The 21,668-nt window shown below is 75.2% G+C and carries 13 protein-coding genes and 1 pseudogene; 4 read left to right on the top strand and 10 right to left on the bottom strand.

What is annotated here, in order from left to right; translation table 11 throughout:
• Positions 1-689: 689 nt before the first annotated feature.
• Both IE286_RS15015 and IE286_RS15010 read right to left on the bottom strand, forming a co-directional pair.
• Complete coding sequence (locus IE286_RS15015) at positions 690-2,210, bottom strand: MFS transporter (protein WP_373312705.1); 1,521 nt, start codon at positions 2,208-2,210, stop codon at positions 690-692.
• Positions 2,207-2,635: a MarR family winged helix-turn-helix transcriptional regulator gene (locus IE286_RS15010; RefSeq protein ID WP_189797210.1), complete on the bottom strand. Its 429-nt coding sequence runs from the start codon at positions 2,633-2,635 to the stop codon at positions 2,207-2,209. The genes IE286_RS15015 and IE286_RS15010 overlap by 4 nt, the downstream gene beginning before the upstream one ends.
• A 216-nt stretch (positions 2,636-2,851) precedes the next feature.
• Here IE286_RS15010 and IE286_RS15005 point away from each other — a divergent pair, with 216 nt between their 5' ends.
• A complete protein-coding gene (locus tag IE286_RS15005; protein ID WP_189797209.1) occupies positions 2,852-5,557 on the top strand; it encodes an NACHT domain-containing protein in 2,706 nt (901 codons plus the stop codon).
• A 33-nt stretch (positions 5,558-5,590) separates the two neighbouring features.
• Here IE286_RS15005 and IE286_RS15000 read toward each other — a convergent pair whose 3' ends face one another.
• From IE286_RS15000 to IE286_RS14975, 6 genes are all read right to left on the bottom strand, one after another.
• Positions 5,591-7,864, bottom strand: a complete 2,274-nt coding sequence (locus IE286_RS15000; RefSeq protein WP_189797208.1) for a hypothetical protein — start codon at positions 7,862-7,864, stop codon at positions 5,591-5,593.
• A gap of 3 nt (positions 7,865-7,867) precedes the next feature.
• The gene (locus IE286_RS14995) at positions 7,868-9,658 is read right to left on the bottom strand and encodes a GAP1-N2 domain-containing protein (RefSeq protein WP_189797207.1); all 1,791 of its coding nucleotides are present in this window, start codon (positions 9,656-9,658) and stop codon (positions 7,868-7,870) included.
• Between the two features lie 172 nt (positions 9,659-9,830).
• Positions 9,831-10,925 (bottom strand): TRAFAC clade GTPase domain-containing protein, encoded by a 1,095-nt coding sequence (locus tag IE286_RS14990; protein WP_229862745.1) that lies wholly within the window; start codon positions 10,923-10,925, stop codon positions 9,831-9,833.
• 63 nt (positions 10,926-10,988) lie between these two features.
• Complete coding sequence (locus tag IE286_RS14985; protein WP_189797206.1) at positions 10,989-13,661, bottom strand: SaeA-related protein; 2,673 nt, start codon at positions 13,659-13,661, stop codon at positions 10,989-10,991.
• Between the two features lie 64 nt (positions 13,662-13,725).
• The gene (locus tag IE286_RS14980) at positions 13,726-15,297 is read right to left on the bottom strand and encodes an Hsp70 family protein (RefSeq protein WP_189797205.1); all 1,572 of its coding nucleotides are present in this window, start codon (positions 15,295-15,297) and stop codon (positions 13,726-13,728) included.
• A 65-nt stretch (positions 15,298-15,362) separates the two neighbouring features.
• Positions 15,363-15,857 carry a nucleotide exchange factor GrpE gene (locus tag IE286_RS14975; protein ID WP_229862742.1) on the bottom strand — a complete coding sequence of 165 codons (495 nt, stop codon included), beginning with the start codon at positions 15,855-15,857 and terminating at the stop codon, positions 15,363-15,365.
• A gap of 64 nt (positions 15,858-15,921) precedes the next feature.
• On the opposite strand from IE286_RS14975, the gene IE286_RS14970 reads away from it, so the two are divergent.
• Complete coding sequence (locus tag IE286_RS14970; RefSeq protein WP_229862738.1) at positions 15,922-16,350, top strand: hypothetical protein; 429 nt, start codon at positions 15,922-15,924, stop codon at positions 16,348-16,350.
• Between the two features lie 83 nt (positions 16,351-16,433).
• Here IE286_RS14970 and IE286_RS14965 read toward each other — a convergent pair whose 3' ends face one another.
• Entirely contained in the window at positions 16,434-16,892 is a 459-nt protein-coding gene (locus IE286_RS14965) for a nuclear transport factor 2 family protein (protein ID WP_189797203.1), read from the bottom strand.
• 375 nt (positions 16,893-17,267) lie between these two features.
• On the opposite strand from IE286_RS14965, the gene msrA reads away from it, so the two are divergent.
• Together msrA and IE286_RS14955 are read left to right on the top strand one after the other, a co-directional pair.
• Positions 17,268-17,780: a peptide-methionine (S)-S-oxide reductase MsrA gene (gene msrA / locus IE286_RS14960; RefSeq protein WP_189797202.1), complete on the top strand. Its 513-nt coding sequence runs from the start codon at positions 17,268-17,270 to the stop codon at positions 17,778-17,780.
• Between the two features lie 125 nt (positions 17,781-17,905).
• Complete coding sequence (locus tag IE286_RS14955) at positions 17,906-20,830, top strand: type 1 periplasmic-binding domain-containing protein (RefSeq protein ID WP_189797201.1); 2,925 nt, start codon at positions 17,906-17,908, stop codon at positions 20,828-20,830.
• Positions 20,831-20,869: 39 nt separating this feature from the next.
• Here IE286_RS14955 and IE286_RS14950 read toward each other — a convergent pair.
• Positions 20,870-21,508 (bottom strand): annotated as a pseudogene (locus tag IE286_RS14950) (HAD-IA family hydrolase).
• Positions 21,509-21,668 lie beyond the last annotated feature (160 nt).

Genomic DNA, 21,668 nt, shown 5'->3' with positions numbered 1-21,668 from the left:
GCAGCCGACGCGTGATGAACGTACTCACACCGCATCGAAGCTGTCATTTCGGGCGAATCGGAAGGGCTGTCGGCGGGGGCCGATCGGGGGACGCGCGGACCGGAGACGCCGCCCCTCGTTCACCTGATGTGCCGTCAAGTAAGCCCTGTACATATGCGATTGACCGACTATTAGCCTGACAAGGTGATCTCCTGACGCTGCGTTCACCCCATGCCCCGTCAGCTGGAACAGAACGACAGCGCGTCGCTGCTTGACATCCGTTGATCAAGGGGTCTCGGGGCAGGTGCGTGCGTGCGTGCCGGCGGCCGGGGCGGGCGGGGTCGGTGTGCGCGTCCGCCGAGGGGCGCGGGTGGACACTCCTCGGCGGGTGGGTGCGGAAGGGCTCGGCGCGGCTCCGGGCGGGCGCGGCCCGCCCGGGAGTCCCTTCCCAGGGTCACGGCCGTGGAGGTGGTGTCGGCGACGAGCCCGGCGCGCAGGTTGCCGAGGTCGAAACCGGCCCGCCCGACAGCAGCGTGCCGGGCGATGTAGGCGTCCATGGCCTGCTGGAGCAGCCACGGCGGCCGCCGGAGGCTCTCCTGCGTGGGTCGGCGGGGGCGGTGCGGTCGGGAAGATCGGTCATTTGGGATTCGTGACAGCACGTGTATGACTACTGTCACGATTTTTTCGGGTGTGCGGGAGCCGCGGGGCGTTCAGCGGCGTGCGGTCCTGCTCCGCAGCGCGGGGTCGGCGACGGTCAGCAGGATCAGGCCCACGCTGAGCACGGCGGTGACGGCGGCCATGCGGTGCAGGCCGGCGTCGCTCGCCCGGGTGCCGTAGAACAGGCCGATCAGGCCGGCGGCGGTGATCGCGCCGAGGTATTGCGAGGTCCGTTGCAGGCCGGCCGCGGCGCCCATGCCGCCGTGGGGCGCCTGGGAGTAGACGGCGGCCTGGTTGCCGGTGGACGCCAGTCCCTGCGGCAGCCCGAACAGCACGGCGGCCGGCAGCAGCACGGCCATCGGGGTGCGGTGACCGGTGAGCAGCAGCAGACCGCTGCCCGCGGCGAGCAGCACGGCGGCCACGGTCAGCGGCGCCCGTATGCCCTTCGTCCGCGCCCCCAGCAGCGAGCAGACGGCCGCCGCCACCGACATCGGCAGCATCACGAATCCCGCGGTGAAGGACGACAGGCCGTGCGCGTCCTCCAGCCACTGCGCATAGCCGTACATCACGCAGTAGATGACCAGGTAGGTCATGCCGTGCCGGAGATAGGTGGTCGCCAGCGCGCGGTTGCGCATCAGCATGCGCACGTCGATGAAGGGGGCCCGGCGGTGCCGCTCCCACCACACCAGTGCCCCGCCCAGGACGGCGGCCGGCGGCAGCAGCCACCACGAGGGCCGGTCCAGGTGCATCAGGAACAGCATCACCGTCACCAGGGTCGCGGTGAACAGCACGATGCCCAGCGGGTCGAGCGACGCGGCCCGGTTCGTCCGGTGCCCCCCGCGCCCGTCCGTGCCCCCCGCCGCCTCCCGGTCCGCGACGTCGCCGCCGTCGGCGGCACCGGCCGGGGCCGGTCCGCCGCGCGTCCGGTCGCCGGACGGCAGCCACCACACGGCCAGGACCAGCGCGGCCAGCGCCAGGGGGACGTTCACCGCGAAGATGGCCCGCCAGCCCAGGGTGGACGACAGCAGTCCGCCGAGCACCGGCCCGACCGCCGCGCTGGACAGCCCGGCCAGCGACAGCAGGCCGAGCACGGGACGCGGGGTCTCCCGTCCCAGACGCCGGGACTGAGCCCGCAGCAGCGCCATCGCCGCCGGATACGCGGCCGAGGTGCCGAGGCCCAGCAGCACCCGGGAGACGATCAGCCAGCCCAGGAACGGCAGGACCGTGCCGACCAGGCCCGCCGCGCACACCAGCACCAGCCCGGCGAGGAACACCCGCCGCGGTCCGAACAGGTCGACCATCCGTCCCATGGCGGGCTGGCCGATGGCGCTCGCCAGATACAGGCAGGCCACCAGCCACGCAGTCTGCGCCGCGCCGACACACAGATCGGCACCGATGGACGCCAGCGCGGTGGCGATCATCGTGGAGTTGACCGGATTGAGGACCGAACCGAGCAGCAACGGTGTGATCAGCCGTGGCCCGAACCCGCCACCGGGAGCGGCAGCGGCCGGCACACGCCCGCGCCGCGGCGCCCCGGCGGGCGTGACGGAGGAGGCGGAACCGGTCCGGGTCACGACTGCACCAGCCGCTTCATCAACTCGACCGCCTGCGCCAGAACGCGCTGCTCGTCGGCGTCGAGCCGGGCCGCGATGGCGTCGGCCAGCCATGTCTCCTTGGCCTGCCGCAGCTCCGTCAGCCGCCGGCGCCCGGCCCCGGTGAGCGAGAAGACGACCTGACGGCCGTCGGTCGGATGCGGGCTGCGCTCGACCAGGCCGGAGGCCTCCAGCGCGGCCAGGGTCACCCGCATCGACTGCGGGCGCACATGCTCGGCGCGGGCGAGCGCCGCGGTCGTGGCGGGACCGTCGTGCAGACGGCCCAGCACGATGCGCTGCGACGGAGACAGGGAGCCCTGCGGGGAGGCGGCCCGCATCCGGCGATTGAGCTGGGACACCACGGCCATCAGCTCCTCCGCCGACCGGGAACGATCGGGTGTGTCCATGCGTCCAGCCTAGGATTTCAACAGGAAAACTGCCAAGTTTGCCTGTCGATTCCGCGTCGGCAAGGGCAGCCGGCGAGCCAGCCGGGCCGACCGGCGGGACCGGGCCCGTCCGCCCGGAGAATGCTCACGGCCTGCGGTGTCCGTGCCCGCCGAACGGGGAACCAACGGGGCGTCAGCTCAGTACAGTGGAGCCGGTCGGCACGGGGGGCTCGGGGTATGAGCGATCGGGACGGTGGCGGTGCACAGCCGTCCATCAGCAACACCGTCGTCAACAGCACGGCGGACTATCTGATCCAGGTCGGGGTGCTGCACGGCGACCTGAACCTGACGCTGCGCGCGCCGGAGCCGGAGGACCCGCAGGCGGCCGCCGAACGGCAGCTGGCGCTCAGCCTGCTCGGCCAGTGGCGGGCCGAGGCGGACGCCTGGCGGATGGCCCGTCCGGCGCCGCTGCCGGTGCGGTGGACGCCGAGCGCTCGTGTGCCCTCGACGGGGGAGTCCCTCTGGGCGGACACCGGCAGCTCCCTGGCGGACACCTTCCTCGGCCTGCCGCACCGCCGCCTCGTGGTCCTCGGCAGCGGCGGCTCCGGCAAGACGGTCCTCGCCGTGCTGCTCACCCTGGACCTCCTCGCCCGCAAGCTCGGCATCTTCGCACAGCACGGCCACGGCACCGAGCCGCGGAGCCCGGCGGAGCCGGACACGCCCATCCCGCTTCTGCTGTCCCTGGAGTCCTGGGACACCCGGCGGCTGTCGCTGGCCGCCTGGCTGGAGGAACGGCTGCGGCTGGACCACCCCGGGCTGCCGTTCGTCGACGGAGAACACCCGGCCGGGCTGCTGGTGCGGCGGCGGCGTGTGCTGCCGGTCCTGGACGGGCTGGACGAACTGCCCGCGCCGCGCCGCGCCGAGGTCCTCGACGCCCTGACCGAGGGGCTCGGCACGGACGGCGACGCCGTGCTCGTCTCCCGCACCGACGCCTACGAGACGCTGAGCGCGTCCGGGCGCGCCCTGCCCTGCGCCACGGTGATCGAGTCGCTGCCGCTGCGGCCCCGGGACGTGGCCCGGTACCTGGAGCAGCTGGCCCGGCACACGGGCCGCCCGGACGCCTGGGCACCGCTGATCCGTGCGCTGGCCGACGAGCCGTCCGGGCCCCTGGCCCAGGCGCTGAGCAGCCCGCTGATGGTGTGGCTGGTCCGGCAAGCGTACGCCGCCGCCCCCGCCGACCCGCGCGAACTGCTGGACGGCCGTTTCCGCGACCGCAGATCCGTCGAGACGCATCTGCTGGACCGGATCGTGCCCGCGGCCTTCCCCCGCCTGCCTCCCGACGACGGCCGGCTGCACCCGCCGCGCACCTGGGACCCGCAGCGGGCCAGGGTCTGGCTGGCCTTCCTGGCCCGGCAGCTGAGCCGCCGAGGCGAGTCCGAACTGGCCTGGTGGCGCCTGTCGCAGGCGCCCCTGCCGCGGCTGCTGGCGCTGCCCGCGCTGATCGCCGCCGGCATCGTGGTGTCCCTGCTGATCGACCTGGTGTCGGCCGGATACGCGGCCGACAGCCTCCTGGGCGAGATGAGCGTGCGGACGACGGTGCTGGGCGGGGTGATCTACGCGACCGTGGCCCGATGGGCGACCGAGTACTATTTCGGCCACCGGCTCGCCCAGCCGCGCCGCACCGCCAACCCGCTGTTGTTCATCGCGGCCCTGCGCGCCGCCGAACGGCACTCCCGCGTCGGCCCGCTGGTGCGTCTGGCCGTGCTCCACGGCGCCCCGGCGGTGGCCGTGCTGCTGCTGGCGCTGTACGCGTTCGGCGACCACGATCCCGTGCTGGTGCTGCTGGCGGTGGGCGTGGTGCTGCCCGCCGTGCTGATGGTGGTGGTCGCCGCTCCCGCCGACGCCCTGGACGCGGCCACCCCCACGGAGCTGCTGCGCGGCGAACGGTCGGCGCTGCTGGCCACCGTCACCCTGGTGGCCCCGCTCATCGGCCTGGGGACCGCGGCGTTCTACGAGCTGAGCGGCGGGGACGGCCTGTGGCCGGGCATCATCGCCTGGCTGGGGGCGTCGGCGGCCCTCTTCCTGGTCAGCCCGTCGAGCCGCTGGCTGCTGGCCAAGGTGACGCTCGCGACGACCGGGCGGGTGCCGTGGTCGCTGATGACGTTTCTGGAGGACGCCCGCACGGCCGGCCTGCTGCAGCGCTCCGGCGGCACCTACCGGTTCCGCAACCGCCGGCTCCAGGACCACCTCGCGGGCCGCTCGTCCTCCGCCGTGGACGAGGGCCGTCCGCTCCGGCCGGCTCCGGCCGCCGCCCGCGCGCAGACCGCCGGCGGCCGAGGGCAGCCGCAGGGCGCGGACGGCGGGAACGGCGAGACGGTCCGAAGCGACCGTCAGGAGCCCTCCCTCTTCCGCGGCATGCACGTCGAGCACACCGCCGACCACTTCCTGGTGCGGGGCCGCTCACGGCGGCTGCCCATGGCCCACTGGCCGGTGATCGCCGGCATGACCGTGATGACCGCCGTCCGGTTCTCCGTGACCGGGCAATGGCGCGAACCCATCGGCTGGGTCTCCCTGCTGTTCTTCCCTGTCTTCGGGATCCTGCTCTGCGTGCTGGGCCTGCTGATGCCGAGCCGGCGGCTGGAGCTCGAACTCACCCGTCAGGCCGTGCGCGGCCGCTTCGGACGGCTGCATGCCCACTACACCTGGACGGACGTGACACAGATCGCGGTACGCCGGGTCTCCCTGCACGGCCTGCGCATCCCGTCCTACGCCCTGCAGGTGCGCCTCCGCGACGGGGCGCCGGTGCCCGGCCGCCGTCTCCGGCTGGACGGCGGCTGGTACCACGTGCTGTCGCTGGGGCTGACGCAAGACGTGGACCCGCAGCTCGCCGCTGCCCTCGCCGACTTCGCCGGGCAGCGCTGGCGGCCGGCGGGCACCGGCTGAGCCCCCGCCGCCCCCGTCCCCGCGGCGGCCGGCTCAGCACAGCGACCGCGTCCGGCCGGCCTCGTCGACCAGCGCCAGACAGCGGGCGGTGACCGTGTGCCCGTCCTCGCTCGCGCCGACCGCGTAGGCCACCGGAACACGTCCGGTGGACGGCACCCCGGTCAGACGCCAGCGGATCACCGTCGAGCTCCGCGCCGGCAGGACGCGGGGCGGGCGTTCCACCAGGGTGGCGCGCACCCCTTCGGGCAGGGTGAGCGGCTGGACGTGCAGGGCGAGGTCGCGGCCGGTGGTGTTCTCGATGCGCAGCCGGCCCCCGTCCTCCGGGTGCAGCCGCAGCGCGTCGGAGGTGGTCCACCGGATGTGGACCTCGCGCAGCTGCAACTGCTCCTCGTAGGCCGTGTCCGTGACGAGACCGCCCAGGCCGATCCGGAGGGCGTCGATCGGGCCGGCGCTGTCGGGGATGGGGATGTCCCAGCCGTACGCCTCGCCGAAGAGGCCGTTGCCGACGCGCCGTATGCGCTCCTTCGGTGAACCGGGGAGGTGGTAGACGAGGCTGCCGCGCTGCGCGGTGAGCAAGCCGGGCGACCTCATGAGCGACCCCTGCGGCGTCCGCACACTGGCCGGCACGAAGTCGTAGGAGACCTCGGTGAGGGGCAGCGGAAGGCCGAGATCGATCCGCAGCCAGTTGTCCGGACCGGGCGTGCCCTTGACGGACCAGTACCCGTCGTGCCCGGGCAGGACCGACGACGGCGGGTGTCCGGCGGCGGCGTGACTGGCCGTCAGCCTGGGCCAGTCCCGCGTGGTGGTGGCGAGGATGTCCACCCGGTGGACGGTGCCGGTCAGCGGGCGGCGCCAGGCGTCGTAGGCGCCGGCGGCGCCGAACAGCGCGTGCGGCGGCAGCAGGCGCGCCTCCAGCAGAACCAGGAGCATCGGCAGCACCAGCACGCCGCCGGCCTGCACGCTCAGCAGCACCCTGCGGCCGAGCCGGTGCCGCCACCCGGCCGGCCGGGCGGGCTCACGGGCGGGCACGGGAGCGGACAGATGCCCGTCCGGCGCCGGCACCCCGTCGGCCCCGGCCAGCCACCGCACCGTGCCGGCCAGGTCCGCCGCGTCGTCCGCTCCGCCGGCGCACCGCACCCGGGCACCGCTCGCCTCGACGGCCCGCAGCAGATGACCGCCGCCGTCCCGCGCGATCCGCCGGCGCACGGCGCTGTCGTCGCCGGGCGGCGCCGGCGGGTACAGCAGGGCCGCACGGCGCGGCCGGCGGCGGGCGGGCAGGGCCGCCAGCGCGTTCAGGACCCGGTGCACGGCCCGGACGTCGGCGTGGTGGACGGCCGGATCGCCCACCACGAGCAGCAGCCCATCGGCATGGCGCAGCACGTCCAGACGGCCCACGGCCTCCTGGCTGTCGTAGGCGTCGTGCGGCGGGGCGAAGAACAGCAGGGGCCGGTTCGTGCCGCGCACCACAGGCGGCTGTGCGTCGCCGGGCGCGCCCAGCGCGCTCAGCACCCGCCGGTGCACCGCCTCCCGTACGCCGTCCGCACCGCCGGCCAGGACCACCACCCGCGCCCTGTCGTAGCCGGCGGGCACAGTGCGCGAGCAGTACGGGCAGCACACCGTCCGGTGCCTCGGCCGGCCCACGGCCGGCAGGCGGGCGCCGCACCGGCAGCGGTGGACGAGGGCGCCGTAGCGGCCGGGCAGCAGACGGCGGTGCCGGGCGCCGCAGGCCGGGCAGAGCACCACCGGACGGCGGATCGTACGGCCGCAGTCGGGGTACGGGCACGGCGCCGGCTGCCGGCGCAGGGCCTGCTCCACCCGTGCCACGGCGGCCCACAGCGCCCACCACGGCACCCACACCGCGCAGCCCAGCCCCCACACCAGCAGCGCGGACAGCACCGGGACCAGGCACAGCGCCGCCGTGACCAGGATGACGACGACCAGGGAGGCGACCAGCGCCGGATACAGCAGCACGCGCGCCAGGCCGAGACCGTCGCGCCTGCCCGCGGCACCGTCCACGCGGCGCAGCCGGTCCACGAGGAACCGCTCCGGCTCCTCCAGCAGCCGGCTCTGCTCGGCCAGCGCCTCGCGCCACGCGGATGCGAGGTCACGCGGCGCGGTGACCACCGCGTACACGGGACGGGCCGGTTCGCCCCCCGGGGCCCGGGCGGCCGGCGCCGCACCGAAGACCCGCCACACCCACCGTGCGCCGGCCGCCAGCATGCGGGGCAGGGTCACGGCAAGGCTGTACCCGGCGACCGTCACCGACAGCAGGGCGGCCTGGAGGACCAGCACGACGGGGTTGCCCACGGCTCACTCCCTCCCGCGTGCCCCGCCGCGCCGCCACGGCAGGCGCGAGGCCCGCTGCGGGACATCGGCGCACGCCAGCTCGCGCACCGCGTCGTACGTCTCGGTCTCGGTGAGCAGGCCCGCCCGGTACAGGCGCAACACGCGCCGGGCGGTGCGGGCGGGATCCGGCCCGGCGGCACGGCGCAGCACGTGCAGGGCCGTGCGCGGGGCGGCCGCGAGCGGGTCCGCCTCCCGCCGTGTGCCGGCGTCCTCGCGCAGCGGATCGAGTTCCTCGTCCGCGAGGAGGGCGCACAGCTGCGCGTCGAGCGCGGCGGCCCGCAGGCCGGGCGAGTCCTCCAGGGCGGCGAGCAGACCGGCGAGGACGGCACCCCGGTACGGCTCGGGCAGCGAGGCGAGCGCGGCCCGCACGTCGCCGATGCGAGCCGGTGCCCCGTGGCCGGCGGGCCGGAGCAGGTGCCGGGCCGTCGCGTCCCGCACCGCCTCGGGACGCACCCGCATGTCGGGCAGCCGCAGCCCGGCCAGCGCCCGTGCGAACCCGGTCAGCCGTCCGGCGTCCCCGGCCGGCTCGGTGTCGTCGGGTACGGCGGACGTGGCGCGCCCGTCCGCCAAGGCCGCCTCGACCTCCTGGCGCACCTGCTCCCGCACGGCCGGGGCGACCGAGGCGAGCCGCACGGCGACCGGCAGACCGAACGGGACGGCGCGGGCGGCCAGCCGCCGCTGCGCGGACTGCGGCAGCGTGCGGCCCGCCGCCGCGAACCGGTCCAGCCAGGCCGGCACATCACCACCGGCACCGGCATCGCATGCGATGCCGTCCGGGCCGTCCGGACGGTCCTCCCGTTCCCGCGCCGGGCCGGCGCCGAGCAGCGCGCAGGCGGCCCGCAGTCCGCGCACTCCCTCCGCGGCGGCCTCGGCCGAGGTCCCGTCCCGGGGCGCCGCCTCCCACAGGTCGGCCGCCGTGTCCAGCGCGTCGAGGTCCCCGTCCGACCATGCCCGGGCGAGGAAGCGGGCAGCCGGACACGGCGGCGGAACGGCGGCGGGCGCAAGGCCGCCGGCCCGGGCGGTGCCGGAGGCCGGGCCGAGGTGCAGGACGGGACCGCGGGCACGGCCGGCGGTCTGCGGCAGGGTGCCGGCCAGGTGCCGGTGCTCGTCCTGGGGGCGGGCCGTGTACGTCGTGAAGGTCAGACGGGCGGCGAGCGCGGCGGGCAGGGCGTAGCAGACGGCGGTGATCCAGTCGAGGACCCGCAGCGGGTCCTCGGAGACCAGGGTGACGCCGGGGCCCTCCCCGGCCAGGGCACGCAGTGTCTCGGTCAGCAGCCGCTCCAGCAGCTGCGCGCCGGGTTCGCCCGTGGCCCGCAGCAGGCGGCTCACCCGGTCCGGCCCGACGGTCCGGCCGGGCTCCAGCCGGGCGAGGTCGGGCAGGTCGTGGCCGTCGTCGGCGGCGGGCACGGCGGCCCAGTGGGGGCTGTCCCACAGGTCGACGGGGCGCAGCCCGGTCAGCTCGTCGGGGCCGGCGACCAGGACGTGGCAGAAGCGGTTGCCGCAACGGCCGCTGTAGTCCCGCCCGGTGAACCGGGTGAGGGTCCACACCGCCCGGTCCTCGGCGGGCCGGTCGTAGGCGAGGACGGCGGGGAAGTCGCCGGGCCGCTCGGCGCCGGGCGGTGCGGTGCCGGCGGTCAGCGGGCGCAGCATCTCCAGGGCGGGCCGGGCCGCCGGGGAGACGGCAGTGAACCGGAACCCGCCGTACCGCCCGCTGGTGCCCGGCGGGGCCGAGGTGTAGTGGGCCTGTCCGGCCATACCGCTGCGTCCTTTCTCCTCTGAGCTCTCCTCTGAGCCGTGGGCAGGGCCGTTCTCCTCTGAGCTCTCCTCTGAGCCGTGGGCAGGGCCGTCCGGCTCCGGTGCCGCCCGCGGAAGGGGAGTTCGGCGCCGGTCGCCGCGGCAGCGGACCGTGGGGTGTGCCCGGGCGGCCTCACCCCCGGTCCAGCGCCCCGAACCGGTGCAGCAGCCACAGCAGCGGGTCCTCCACGCGGTGCGGCCGCACCAGTCCGCCGTGTCCGAGGGCACCGCCGGCCTGCGGCGGGGTGCCGAGCGTGGACAGCGCGAACAACTGGTGATCGGCGCACAGCTGCTCCAGCCGCAGGCCGAGCTGGTCCTCCTGCCAGCGCCGCAGCAGCGCCCGCAGCTCGGTGTGGACCGCGAGACGGTCCTCCGCGTCGAACACCGGGCCGGGCCGGCGGGTGCGGTGCAGCGCCGAGTTGTCCGGCAGGTGCGGCCACAGCAGATCGGCCTTGGTCACCGCGACCGCGACCGGCAGACGCAGCCGGTCCGAGCCGCCGACACCGTGGACGCTGCGCAGATGGTTCAGGACACGGACCAGCACCTCGCCGGAGCGGCCGGGGGCGCCGCCCGGGCCGTGCACCGGGGCACCCGGCAGGTCCAGCGGATCCACCAGGACGATCACCGCGTCGGCGGCGGCGAGATAGCGCAGCTCGGTCTCCAGCCGCTCCTGGGAGGCGAAGTGCTCGCCCGCGGTGTCGAGGAACACCAGCGTCAGCACCTCGTCGCGGCGCCGCCCGAAGCGGCCGCGCCGGGTGCGGGACAGCCGGTGGACCAGGGGCCGCCCGCCGTCGTGCTCGGCGGTCTTGGGCACGGTGCGCCGCGCGCCGTACAGATGCCGCTCGTAGCGTTCGTGGTAGTCGGCCATGGTGTCGTCGTCGCAGGGCACCAGGGCGGCGCCCAGCTCGGCGCCCAGCCCGTGCAGCAACTCGTGCACCAGGACCCCGATGTAGGTGCTCTTGCCGGAACCGACCGGCCCGGCCAGCGCGACGAACCGGCCCGGGGTGCGCAGATACCCCTCGGGCAGGCGGTCGCCGCACACGGTGCAGCACACACGGGTGGTGGCGCGGCCGCAGCTCGCGCACACCGCGGTGCCGGCGAGCGGGTCGGCCCGGGACAGGCCGCGGCCGTCGCAGCCCGGGGTCGGGCACAGGTAGGCGAGCCGGCCACGGCCGATGCGCCGGAAACAGTGCGGGCACACCCAGGTGCGCCGCCCGGGCTGTCTCACCGCATCGCCCTCCCTTCCCTGTCGTCGTGCGTCGGTGTGCTGCTCCGGGGAACCCGCCGGCGTTCAGCGGGTCAGGAGCGTGGAGTGCGGCGGGTCGTGCAGCACCAGGCCGTCGCCCTCGGCGAAACACCGCAGCCACCGGCCCGGTCCGCGCCGCAGCCGTACGGACAGCCGCACGTCGTCGCCGGGCCCGAGGGTGACGTCGGCGGCCTGCGCGAGGATCTCCCCGTCGCCCGGCTCCAGCGGCCACACCGGCCCGTGCGAGCGCACCAGCAGCAGGCGCCGGACGTGCGTGGCGGCGGGCGCGGTGAACACGGCGGTGACCGTGCGCCGGCCGGGCAGCCCGCCCCGGACGATCCGGTAGCCGGCCTCGGCACGGGCGGGCAGCGCGGCACGCGTCACCGGACCGTGGGCGCGCAGCCCGCCCACCGTCACCACCGGCCGCACCTCCGCCTCGACCGCGGCGCCGCCCGGCACCGGCAGCCGCACACCTCCCTCGGCGCGGTAGCCCGCCCGGGTGATCAGGCGGCGCCCGGTGCCGCCGGTGCCGGGAACACGCCAGACCACCTCGGCCTCGTCCCCGGCACCCGCCGGCCAGTCGAACACGGCGGTCGCGCCGCGCCCGCCGTGCCGGGAGAGCACCAGCGGCCCCAGAACGTGCGGACAGGCGAGCGCGTGCGCGCCGACCACGCAGCGCTCCCCGGCCTGTGTGACGGCGACCACCACCGTGGGCCCGGACAGCGGACCCACCCGCAGGCCGTCGGGTTCCCGGCGGGCCGGCAGCGGACGCGCGGGCAGCTCGGCGACGCGCATCCGGGTGCCGGCGGGCCACGGAGGCGGGCCGGCAAAGCCGTACAGCCGCACCACCCCGGAGGCCGGCTCGGGACAGCGGGCGAGCAGGGTGCCCGGCGCCCCGGGCACCGGTTCGAGCTCCAGCCGCGCCACGGGTTCCGGCGCGGTCAGCGGCGTGGCGGTGTGCCACACGCCCGCGGTGCGCACCGGCCCGTCGCCGCCGGTACCGGCCACGGCGTCGTACACGGCACGGATGCGGTACCGGTACGCCGTGCCGTTGGCGAGCCCGCGGTCGGTGAACCCGTCGCGGCGGGCCGGGACCGGGGTCTCGGTGCCGTCGGACGCCACCCGGTGGACCTCCACCGAGCGGGCCGGCGCGGGACAGGTCCAGGTGGCCCGGACCTCGCCGTCCCCGGCGGCCACGCGCACCGCGGACACCTCCGGCAGGTGCACGACGGGTCCGCACACCGCCGGCGGGGAGGGCGGGCTGCCGGGTTCCGCGGTCCGGCGGACCACGACGGCGTAGTACAGCGGGACGCACGGTGGCGGCGCCGGGTCCGTGCACGAGGTGGCGTGCGGCGTCGGCGGCGCGATACGGGTCGCGGTGTCGTCGTCGGCGTCGCGCGGCGGACGGCCCTCGGTGCGCAGCACGGTGTGTCCGGGGCTGCCCGTGGCGGCCGGCGAGGGCTGCCAGCGGACGGTGATGCCGGTGCCGTCCGCATCGGCGGTGACGCCGGTGGCGGGCGGCACGGGCAGGGCGCGGCGCACCGCGTCCGCCTCCGGCAGGTCGCGGACCGTCTCCTCGGCCCGCTCCAGCAGCTCCCACGCCCGGTCGGACTCCGGCGCCGGCAGCCGGCGGGCCTGCTCCACCAGGGCACGGGCCTCGGCCAGCCGGGCGCGGACATGACCAGCCAGCTCGCGTGCCTCCTCGGGCAGCACGTCCTCGGGCACCCGGTCCGCGACGGCCGCCGCCTCCGCCAGCCGGCCGTCCGCGGCCAGCTGCCGCAGCCGCCGCACCGCCGGGTCCTCGTCCGTCTCGTGCAGCACCGCGAACACCAGCCGCCGGGCGTCCTCCTCGGCCACCGACAGGTCCCGCACCGCGTGGTCGAGCAGCGTGGCGGGCGTGGCGCGGGCGGCGCGGCGGCGCCGCAGCGGCTCGGCCAGGTCGTACAGCAGCGCCTGGGCGAGCCCCGCCTCGCCCCGCTCGGCCAGGACGACACGGACGGCGGCGACCACGGCCTGCGCGGCGGTGTGCGCGGCACCGTGCGGAAGCCGGGCCCAGCGGCGGGCGGCCGCCTGGACGCCGGCCTCGTCCGCCGGGGCAGCGGGCCCGCCGCCGGGGCCGCCGAAGACCCGGACCGGCCCTTCGGCACGGCCGCCGGGCGTGCCGGTGGCGAGGAAGTCGGCGAGGTGGCGCAGCCGCAGCACCTGAAGATGGCCGGCGCAGCGGCCGTAGGCGGGATGCGGCGGGGTGCGGGGCAGCCGGTCGGGGTCGGCGACGCGCAGCCCGAGGTCCGGCAGCATCTGCTGCACCAGAGCCGGGGCGACCCCGTGGGCGGCGGCCAGATCCCGGGCGGTGGTCTCGGCGAGCACACCGAGCCCGCCCGCCGCCTCCAGCAGCGCGCTGCGCAGCCGTTCACGCTCCGCGCGAAAGCGCTGCTCCTGGGTGCCGAGGGCCTCCCGCAGCGGTGCGGTGTCGCCGAGAGCGGCGGCCCTGAGCAGCGGGGCGTGCAGCAGGTATCCGGCCTCCAGTTCCTCGATGACCGGGCGGTACTTCAGCCGGGTGCGGTGGCGGCGCCAGCAGGCGCGCACCGCCGCCACGACGGCAGCAACCCCGTCCGGGTCCAGGCCCGGCGGCAGCTGGTAGCGGATGCGGAGGTCCTCCGGCACGGGCAGCCCGGCGTCGAGCACCTCGCGCCGGTAGCGCATCTCGTCGAACGCCACTGCCCGCTCACCCCCGTTCCCCGTCCGTCTGCCGCCCGTGTCCCCGTGCCCGCCGGTGCCCCGGTCAGGTGATGCGCTGGCGCTTCATGGCGACCCGTGCCTCGTCGACCGCCTCCTGGGTGAGACCGCCGATCTGCACCGAGATCTCGATCTGCTCGCCGGTCTCCCGTTCGGTGGCCACGACGGTGAGCAGCCCGGAGGTGTCGAGGGTGAACACGCACTGGAACGGCCAGCGGGCCGGCTTGTCCGGCGGGATCCGCAGCGTGCCGTGGGCCACGACCGTGTTGTGCTCCACCTCCTCCGACTCCACCGCGCCCGCCTGCTCCATCACCTCGATCAGCACGCGCCGCTGCCCGGCGCGCAGCGTGTAGAGGTCGTCGGTCACGGAGGCGGGCAGGACGTCGTTGGCGTGCACGAGGTGGGTGACGTACTGCCGCTCGGTGTCCGGGTCGGTGACCTTGATGCCGTAGCCGCGGGAGGCGACCGTGGTGATCTCATAGGGCCGGTGGGTCAGGCCGTCGGGCAGCTCCGGGACCTGGTCGGCGGGCAGTTCGCCGTCGGCGACGAGCCGGGCGGCCCGGTCCCGGGCGTACAGAGCGGCACCGCGGGCCACCGCCAGGTCCGGGTTGTGCAGCCGCGGGGCGAACCCGAACTCGCTGCGCAGGGCCTCGGCGACGGCCGGCATCTTGGTCGCGCCGCCCACCAGCAGCACGTCGTCGAAACGGGTCACGCCGCGTTCCGCCGCGAGGTCGAGGGTGCGGCGGGTGATGTCCAGGGTGCGGTCGAGCAGATCGCGGGAGAGGTCCTGCAGCAGCGAGCGGGTCAGCTCCACCGGCTCCACCAGGCCATGGTGCATGACCCGCACCATGTAGCGCTCCCGGAAGGACAGCGCCTTCTTCGCCTCCTCGGCGTCCTTGCGCAGCTGGGTCTCCGACTGCGGGTCGGACAGCGGGTCACCGGCGTCGGGGAAGCGCTGCCGGAACCGCTCCACCAGATGCAGCACCACCCGGTCGTCGATGTCGCTGCCGCCCAGCTCCTTGGCACCGTCGGTGCACAGCACGCTCAGGTCGCGCCCGCGCAGGGTCAGCACGGTGGTGTCGAAGGTGCCGCCGCCCAGGTCGTAGACGAGCAGCGCCCGGTCGGGCCGGTCCTCGTCGCCGTCCAGGGCCCCGTAGTCCAGCGCCGCCGCGATGGGCTCGGCCACCACGTCCAGCACGCGCAGCCCGGCGATCTCTCCGGCCTTCTTGGTGGCGTCGCGTTCGGCCAGCCCGAAGTACGCGGGCACCGTGATCACCACGTCCCGCACCGGCTCGCCGCCGGTGATCTGCGCGTCGTCGGCCAGCTTGCGCAGGATCCGGGCGGAGATCTCCTCCGGGGTGTAGCTGCGCCCGTGGAACTCGCGCGGAACCGACTCGCCCATGTCCCGCTTGATCAGCTGCACCACGTGGCCGGGATCGAGGACGGTGGCGTCCTTGGCGCTCTGCCCGACGACGACGCTGTCGGCGCTCTCGAAGTAGACGACCGACGGCGTGGTGTCCTCCCCTTCGAGATTGCGCAGCACCGTCGGCCGGCCGACCTCGTCGAGCCGTGCGATGCACGAGTAGGTGGTCCCGAGATCGATTCCGTACACGGCCATGCGGCCTCACCCCCGTCCGTCGTCGTCCGCTCGCCCCGCACCATCCGCGGGCGCGCGCCGAGGCCTCAGCCCGCCTCTGCGTCCCACCGGGCGACCACCACCTCGGCCTTGCGCACCACCCGGTCTCCCTGCACGAACCCGGCCGCCACCACCTGGGCCACCGTCAGATCCTCCTCGGGCGTCGCGGCGCGGACCCGGCCGACCGGACGGTGCCGCCCCCGGTCGAACGCCTCGCCCGGCTCCGGCACGTCCCGGTCCACGCCCGTCCTGGCCACCGCGTCCGCGGCCTCGTCGGCCAGCGCGGTCAGCAACTCCCGTACGTGCTCGGCCTCCAGCGGTCCTGACACCTGCTCGGCCTGACGCAGGATCTGGTCGTGCAGCCGGATCAGCGAGTGGCGCACGAGGTCCAGCGCCGTCTGTGTCTCGCCCCGCCGCAACCGCTCGACCTCGTCGTGCAGGCGGGTGACGATCTCCTCGCGGCGCAGGGCGAGCTCCTGCTGGCGGGCGAGGGCCGCCGTGAACTCGTTCGCCAGCGCGCAGGCTTCGGCACGATCCGTCACGCGGATCACACTAGCCCAGTCGGGTGCTCCGCGTCAGCGAAGCGTTACTCTCGGGTTCCGACGCATGCGCCGACACACGGGGGTGGCCGTGGACCCGATCGCACCCGAACTGCTCATGACGCTGGCCGGCGGTGCCGCGAGCGCCGCGGGCCAGCAGCTGTGGACGTCCCTGCGGGACCTGGTGCGCCGCCGTTCCCGGTCCGCCGGTGCAAACGGCGAGGACCTCACGTCCGAGGGTGAGGACCGGTGGCGGGCCCTGGACGAGGTGAGCGACGACGCGCGGCGGGCCCGTGAGCTGGCCGAGGTGCTGGCCCGGCGCGCCCGGCAGGACCCGGCGTTCGCCGAGGCCCTCCAGCAGTGGCGCCGGCGGGCGGAAGCCGCCCGCGAGGAGACGGCCGGCCGGGGCGACGTGCACAACACCGTCTCCGGCGGCACCCAGACGAACGTCGTCCAGGCGCGGGACATCCACGGCTCCATCAGCTTCGGCGGCTGAGACGCGGCAGCGCCGCGCCCGGTGGAGCACGGCGTCTCGCACCGTGCTCCCTGCCCGGGCGGGCCCGCGGCAGCCGCCGTCCCTCAGCGCAGCGGGAGGGGACGGCCCCGTTCGCTGTCGGGGCGCGGGCCGTGGATGCGGCGCTCGTGCTCGGCGATGGGCACGTCGTTGATGCTCGCCTCGCGCCGCGTCATCAGGCCGTGGCGGTCGAACTCCCACAGTTCGTTGCCGTACGACCGCCACCACTGCCCGTGCGTGTCGTGCCACTCGTACTGGAACCGCACCGCGATGCGGTTGTCGTCGAAGGCCCACAGCTCCTTGCGCAGCGCGTAGTCCAGCTCGCGCCGCCACTTGTCGGTCAGGAAGGCGACGATCTCGGCGCGGCCGGTGAGGAAGAGATCACGGTTGCGCCAGACGGAGTCCTCCGAGTACGCGAGCGCGACCTTCTCGGGATCCCGCGTGTTCCAGGCGTCCTCGGCGGCCTGGACCTTCTGCGCGGCGGTGGCACGGGTGAACGGGGGCAGGGGCGGCCGGTCGGTCACGGTGGCCTCCTCGACACAAGAAAAGACGTACGGGGACGGCGGTGCTGCCGGCCACGGTAGGCGACGGCGTCCCTCGGCGCACCCGAGGGACGCGGCGGCGACGGCGCCGGCTCACCCGCGGGCCGGGTCCTCACCTCGGGCCGAAGCCGCAGATCACCTCGACGCCATGGGCCCCGAGACCCGGCGAGCCGGTCCGGTCCTTGGTGACGGCGGGCCTGACCCGGCGGCCGGGCGAGGAGGACCACGGCCTGCCGGGCCGGAAGAGCGTGACCGGTTCCGGCCGGTGTGCGGGCCGCCGCCGGGAGTACCGGTCGTCGGCCCGGGAACAGAACGGCCGTGGAGAACGTTGCCCGGCTCGCAGAGAAGGTGAGGCAGATGAGCAACGACGTACGCAAGGCCCTGCTGGCGGGCGGATGCTTCTGGGGAATGCAGGAGCTGATCAGGAAGCTCCCCGGCGTGGTGTCCACCCGGGTCGGCTACAGCGGTGGGGAGATCTCCCACCCCACCTATCTGCGGCACGACGGGCACGCCGAGTCGGTCGAGATCGTCTACGACCCCGCCGTGACCGACTACCGCACCATCCTCGAGTTCTTCTTCCAGATCCACGACCCCACGACGAAGAACCGTCAGGGCAACGACATCGGCTCCAGCTACCGCTCGGCGATCTTCTACCTCGACGAGGAGCAGCGGCGCATCGCCGAGGACACCATCGCCGACGTGAACGCGTCGGGGCTGTGGCCGGGACCGGTGGTCACCGAGGTCGTGCCGGCCGGCCCGTTCTGGGAGGCCGAGCCCGAGCACCAGGACTACCTGCAGCGTTACCCGGACGGGTACACCTGTCACTTCCCGCGTCCGAACTGGGTGCTGCCCAAGCGCGCGGCGTCCTGATCCGGGCCCAGCGGCGCCCGCCGCGGACGTGCACACCACTTCCGTGGTGCGGCGCCGCTCCTGTATGGGTATCCCCATCGAGCGCGGCAGGTTCGATCCGGCGGATGCCACGGGGGGCGGAGCGGATGGCCAGACAGGTGTGGACCGGGAGCGCCGGACTGGAGGCGGCGGACACGGTCTTCGATCTGATGAGGCGGCTCATCGACGGATTCCGCCGCAATCCGCCGGTGACCCCGCTGGTGGTGCTCCAGGCCGAGGAGCAGGACCCCTCGGGCTTGCTGGACGGCCATGTGGCCAGGGTGGTGGAGTTCGTCCGCCAGAGCCAGCTGCCCCGGGGACTGCTCGCCATGCGGCTCGACGGGGGCGACGGACCGGACGCCTACTCCTCGGCGATCGGCATGGTGCGCCAGCTGTGCGAGCACCCCTGGGACAACCACCGGCAGTCGCAGTACAAGCCCTTCTCCTTCCCGTGCTCGCGGCTGCTGCGGGCCATCGAGCAGGCCGCCCCGGAGGTCGGGCCGGAGGAGCCGACGGTCTGGACGGCACCGCAGCGCCGTGAGCGGCTGATGCGCCGGCTGGCCGAACTGCGCTGGCGGCCCGCCGGCGGCATGGACGGTGCCGGCGGCCGGCGCACCTCGGCCCTGCTGGACACGGCGGGGGCCGTGATGAACCCCTCCGGTTTCGCCGGCGCGGTGTTCATCGCCTGCCTGAGCGTGCTGCTGGGCGAGGGCGGCTGGCGGACGGCCGTCTGGGGAGGCGTCCTGGCCCTGGTGGCGTTCGGTCTGGTGCACCTGCTGGCGCGGAGCGCGCCCCCGCTGCTGTGGCTGCGCCGGGCCAGCCGGTGGTTCGCCACCACGACCTTCCTGGCTCCGCTCAGCGAGCGTCCGGAGGCCGCGGACTGGTCCCGCTGGCGGCCGGCGAAGTCCTGGGAGACCATCCGCGGGCGGGCCTTCGCGGTGGCCCAGCAGGTGGCCGCCGCACAGGCGGGCGACCCGACGGCCCGCCAGTTCCACGTGGAGCTGCGGGTGCTGGCGCTCCTGGAGGACCTGCGGCAGAACTTCCGGCCGCACGCCCTGGACATGCGCCGGCGCAAACGCACCGTGCCGCCCGTGGTGTACCTGCCCCGCGCCACCGAGGACAACGGCGGCCTGCTGCTGCTCCGCGCCATCAGCGACGTGCGCAGCCGGCGCAGCGAGGTCGACCCGCTGCTGGTCCTGGCCGCCGTACCGGCCCATGAGCGCCTGCGCCACCTGGGAGCCGGCGGGGATCCGGGCATCGCCCCCGGCGACGAGGAGCAGAACCCGAACGCGGACGCCCGGTACCAGCGCTGGGTGACCGGCCTGAACATCGGCCAGTCCCCGGGCCGGGCCGCGTCCTCGCCGTGGATCCTGCGGATACCGCTGTCCACCGAGGAACTGCTGCACCGTCACTCCGTCCAGCACTCCACCACCCGGATCCGCCGCACGGCCGCCTGGCTGCTGTGGTCCCGGCCCTGCCTGATCGTGATCCTGGCCCTCGTCCTGGGCGCCGGCTTCCTCGGCAACCACCGGCTGGCCCAGGAGTACTGCCAGGGCCGGCTGCTGGGCGTCAACACCGACTCCGAGCGCCTGGACGGCGAGTGCATCGGGGTGGCCACCGGGGACGTCCGGCTGGCGAAGGACAACCGGCTGAGCCTGTTCGGCATCGGCAAGGACGTCACCTTCGAGACCGTCGAGGAGGCCATCAGGGCGGAGAACGCGGCGATCGGACCGAAGGACCCGCACGTCACGATCGTCTACGCCGGCCCCGTCACCGCGGCCGACCCGGCCGGCACCCGCAAGGGGCTGGAGGAGATCACGGGGGTGTATCTCTACCAGCACTACACCAACGTGATCACCGACCAGCCCACCAAGATCAAGGTGCTGCTCGCCAACGCCGGCGAGAACATGCTGCACGTGCTGCCCATGGCCCGGCACATCGCCGGTCTGGCCCGGCACGACCGGTCGGTGGTCGGGGTGGTCGGTATGGGCCGGGACACCACGGAGACCGAGCAGGCGGCCCGGATCCTCAAGAGCGCCGGTCTGCCCGTGGTGAGCACCACGAACTCCGGCAGCCATCTGGCGCGCCGGCTGTCGAACTGGTTCGGGCTGGCCGCCACCGACGAGGAGGAGGCGGACGCGCTGCTGGTCCTGGCCCGGCAGCTGGCCGCCCGCGAGCCCGGTGCGCACGCCGTGGTGCTGTCCCGGTCCGTCGGCAGCGAGAAGGACCTGTACACCACCGAGCAGGCCAGGGTCGGCCGGCGCATGCTGGCCGAGGCGGGCTTCACCCTCGCCCCGGCCCGCAGCTACCGGCTCAGCGCACAGGGGGAACCGGAACTCACCGAGCCCGTCGGCACCATCTGCTCCAGCGATCCGGTGCCCCGGGCGGTGTACTTCGCGGGCCGGGTCGACGACGTACCGAACCTGATGGCCCAGCTCGGCTCCACGCCCGGCTGCTCCGGCCGCCCCATCACGGTGTTCACCGGCGACGACCTCACCAAGAGCGCCTACGACGAGGGGGAGACCCTGCGGATCCCGGAGCAGGTGACCCTCTATCACTTCTCCCTCGCGCCGATGGACCTCGCCGCGACCCGCGGCTTCTACGAGGACACGCAGCGCACGCTCACCGCTCTGCTGCCCGTCGGCTCACCGACCCCGGCGTTCACCGACCCCGCCCGTCCCTGGAGCGACCCGATGTTCTCCAGCGGGCAGACGGCGATGTCCTACAGCGCCACGGCGGTGCTCTACCGCGCCGCGAAGAACGGGGACCGGCCGCAGTCCGCCGCGGAGACCTGGGCGGACCTGCGCTGGCGCCCCAACCCCAACCTGCCGGTGGGGACGGTCAGTTTCGCCGGCAGCCGCCCGTACGCCGACCAGCGCGGCCACGGCTACGAGATCACGCGGGTGACCTACCGGGACGGCACGGTGCGGTCGGAGAGCGTGTGCGGCCGTCCGGCCGGCAGCGAGGAACGGCTCACCGCACCGCCCGGGGCGAAGGGGGCCGACCCGCACACGGTGTGCCGCCTGGACTGAGGGGTCCGCCGCTGCGGGCGCGGGTGGGCGGACACCACGTCAGCCGACCGGCACAGGCCCCTCCGGCACGGGCCCGGCGTCCAGGTGGGCGGCGATCCGGGCGATCGTGGCGGCGTCGTCCTGGAACAGATGCGCCTGCATGCCCCACCGCCCGGGCGGCCTGCACATGAGGGGCGGCGTCGTCGGTGAACAGGCAGTCCCGCGGGGCCGCGCCCAGCGCGTCGCATGCTGCCCGGAACGCGCGCGGGTCGGGTTCGCCGACCCCGGTCTCGTGCGAGTGGACGATGTGGTCGACCAGCTCGTCGAAGCCGCGCGCCGCCGCCTCCGCTCCCGCGCACCGACGAAGCTGTTGCTGAGGATGCCCAGCCTGCACCGTCCCCGCAGGCCGCGCACGGAGGCGATGAGGTCCTCGTTCGCCGTGCCCAGGTACTCCGTCCACAGACCGTCCATGAACGCCTCGGTCCGGGGTGCGTCCAGCCCCAGGCGGGCCGCCACCTGCTCGCGGACCTCCTGCTCGCTGATCGTGCCGACAGCACCGGCGCGCCACACGTCGTCCAGCCGCTCGTCCACGGTGCCCGGCGGCAGACCCAGCCGCTTCTCCCACCGTGCCTCCCACCCCGTCGGCGCCGTGATCTCCGGCACGCCGCCGATGTCCAGTACGACGCAGGCCTCGCCCACGTGACCCCCGGGTGCTCGTCCGCTCGTATGTGCCGGCGCGGAGTACACCGAACCCCGGCCCGCTCGTACCGGGCCGGGGTGCGGTGCCATGCCTCGGGGTGGAGCCCCGGCCCGATTACGGCTGGCCGGGGTCCTGCGTCACCCGGGGCGGTGCCCAGGT

Source organism: Streptomyces thermodiastaticus (genome assembly GCF_014656135.1).
Taxonomy (GTDB): domain Bacteria; phylum Actinomycetota; class Actinomycetes; order Streptomycetales; family Streptomycetaceae; genus Streptomyces; species Streptomyces thermodiastaticus.
The sequence above is the reverse complement of the archived record's forward strand: the minus strand, read 5'-3'. Positions and strand labels throughout refer to the sequence as shown.

What these genes read in the sequence shown, in the direction of transcription:
- msrA (WP_189797202.1), top strand. Translation starts at nt 17,268, where the DNA reads ATGAGCAACGACGTACGCAAGGCCCTGCTGGCGGGCGGATGCTTCTGG.
- IE286_RS14955 (WP_189797201.1), top strand. Translation starts at nt 17,906, where the DNA reads ATGGCCAGACAGGTGTGGACCGGGAGCGCCGGACTGGAGGCGGCGGAC.
- IE286_RS14995 (WP_189797207.1), bottom strand. Translation starts at nt 9,658, where the DNA reads ATGGCCGGACAGGCCCACTACACCTCGGCCCCGCCGGGCACCAGCGGG.
- IE286_RS15010 (WP_189797210.1), bottom strand. Translation starts at nt 2,635, where the DNA reads ATGGACACACCCGATCGTTCCCGGTCGGCGGAGGAGCTGATGGCCGTG.
- IE286_RS14980 (WP_189797205.1), bottom strand. Translation starts at nt 15,297, where the DNA reads ATGGCCGTGTACGGAATCGATCTCGGGACCACCTACTCGTGCATCGCA.
- IE286_RS15005 (WP_189797209.1), top strand. Translation starts at nt 2,852, where the DNA reads ATGAGCGATCGGGACGGTGGCGGTGCACAGCCGTCCATCAGCAACACC.
- IE286_RS14970 (WP_229862738.1), top strand. Translation starts at nt 15,922, where the DNA reads ATGCGCCGACACACGGGGGTGGCCGTGGACCCGATCGCACCCGAACTG.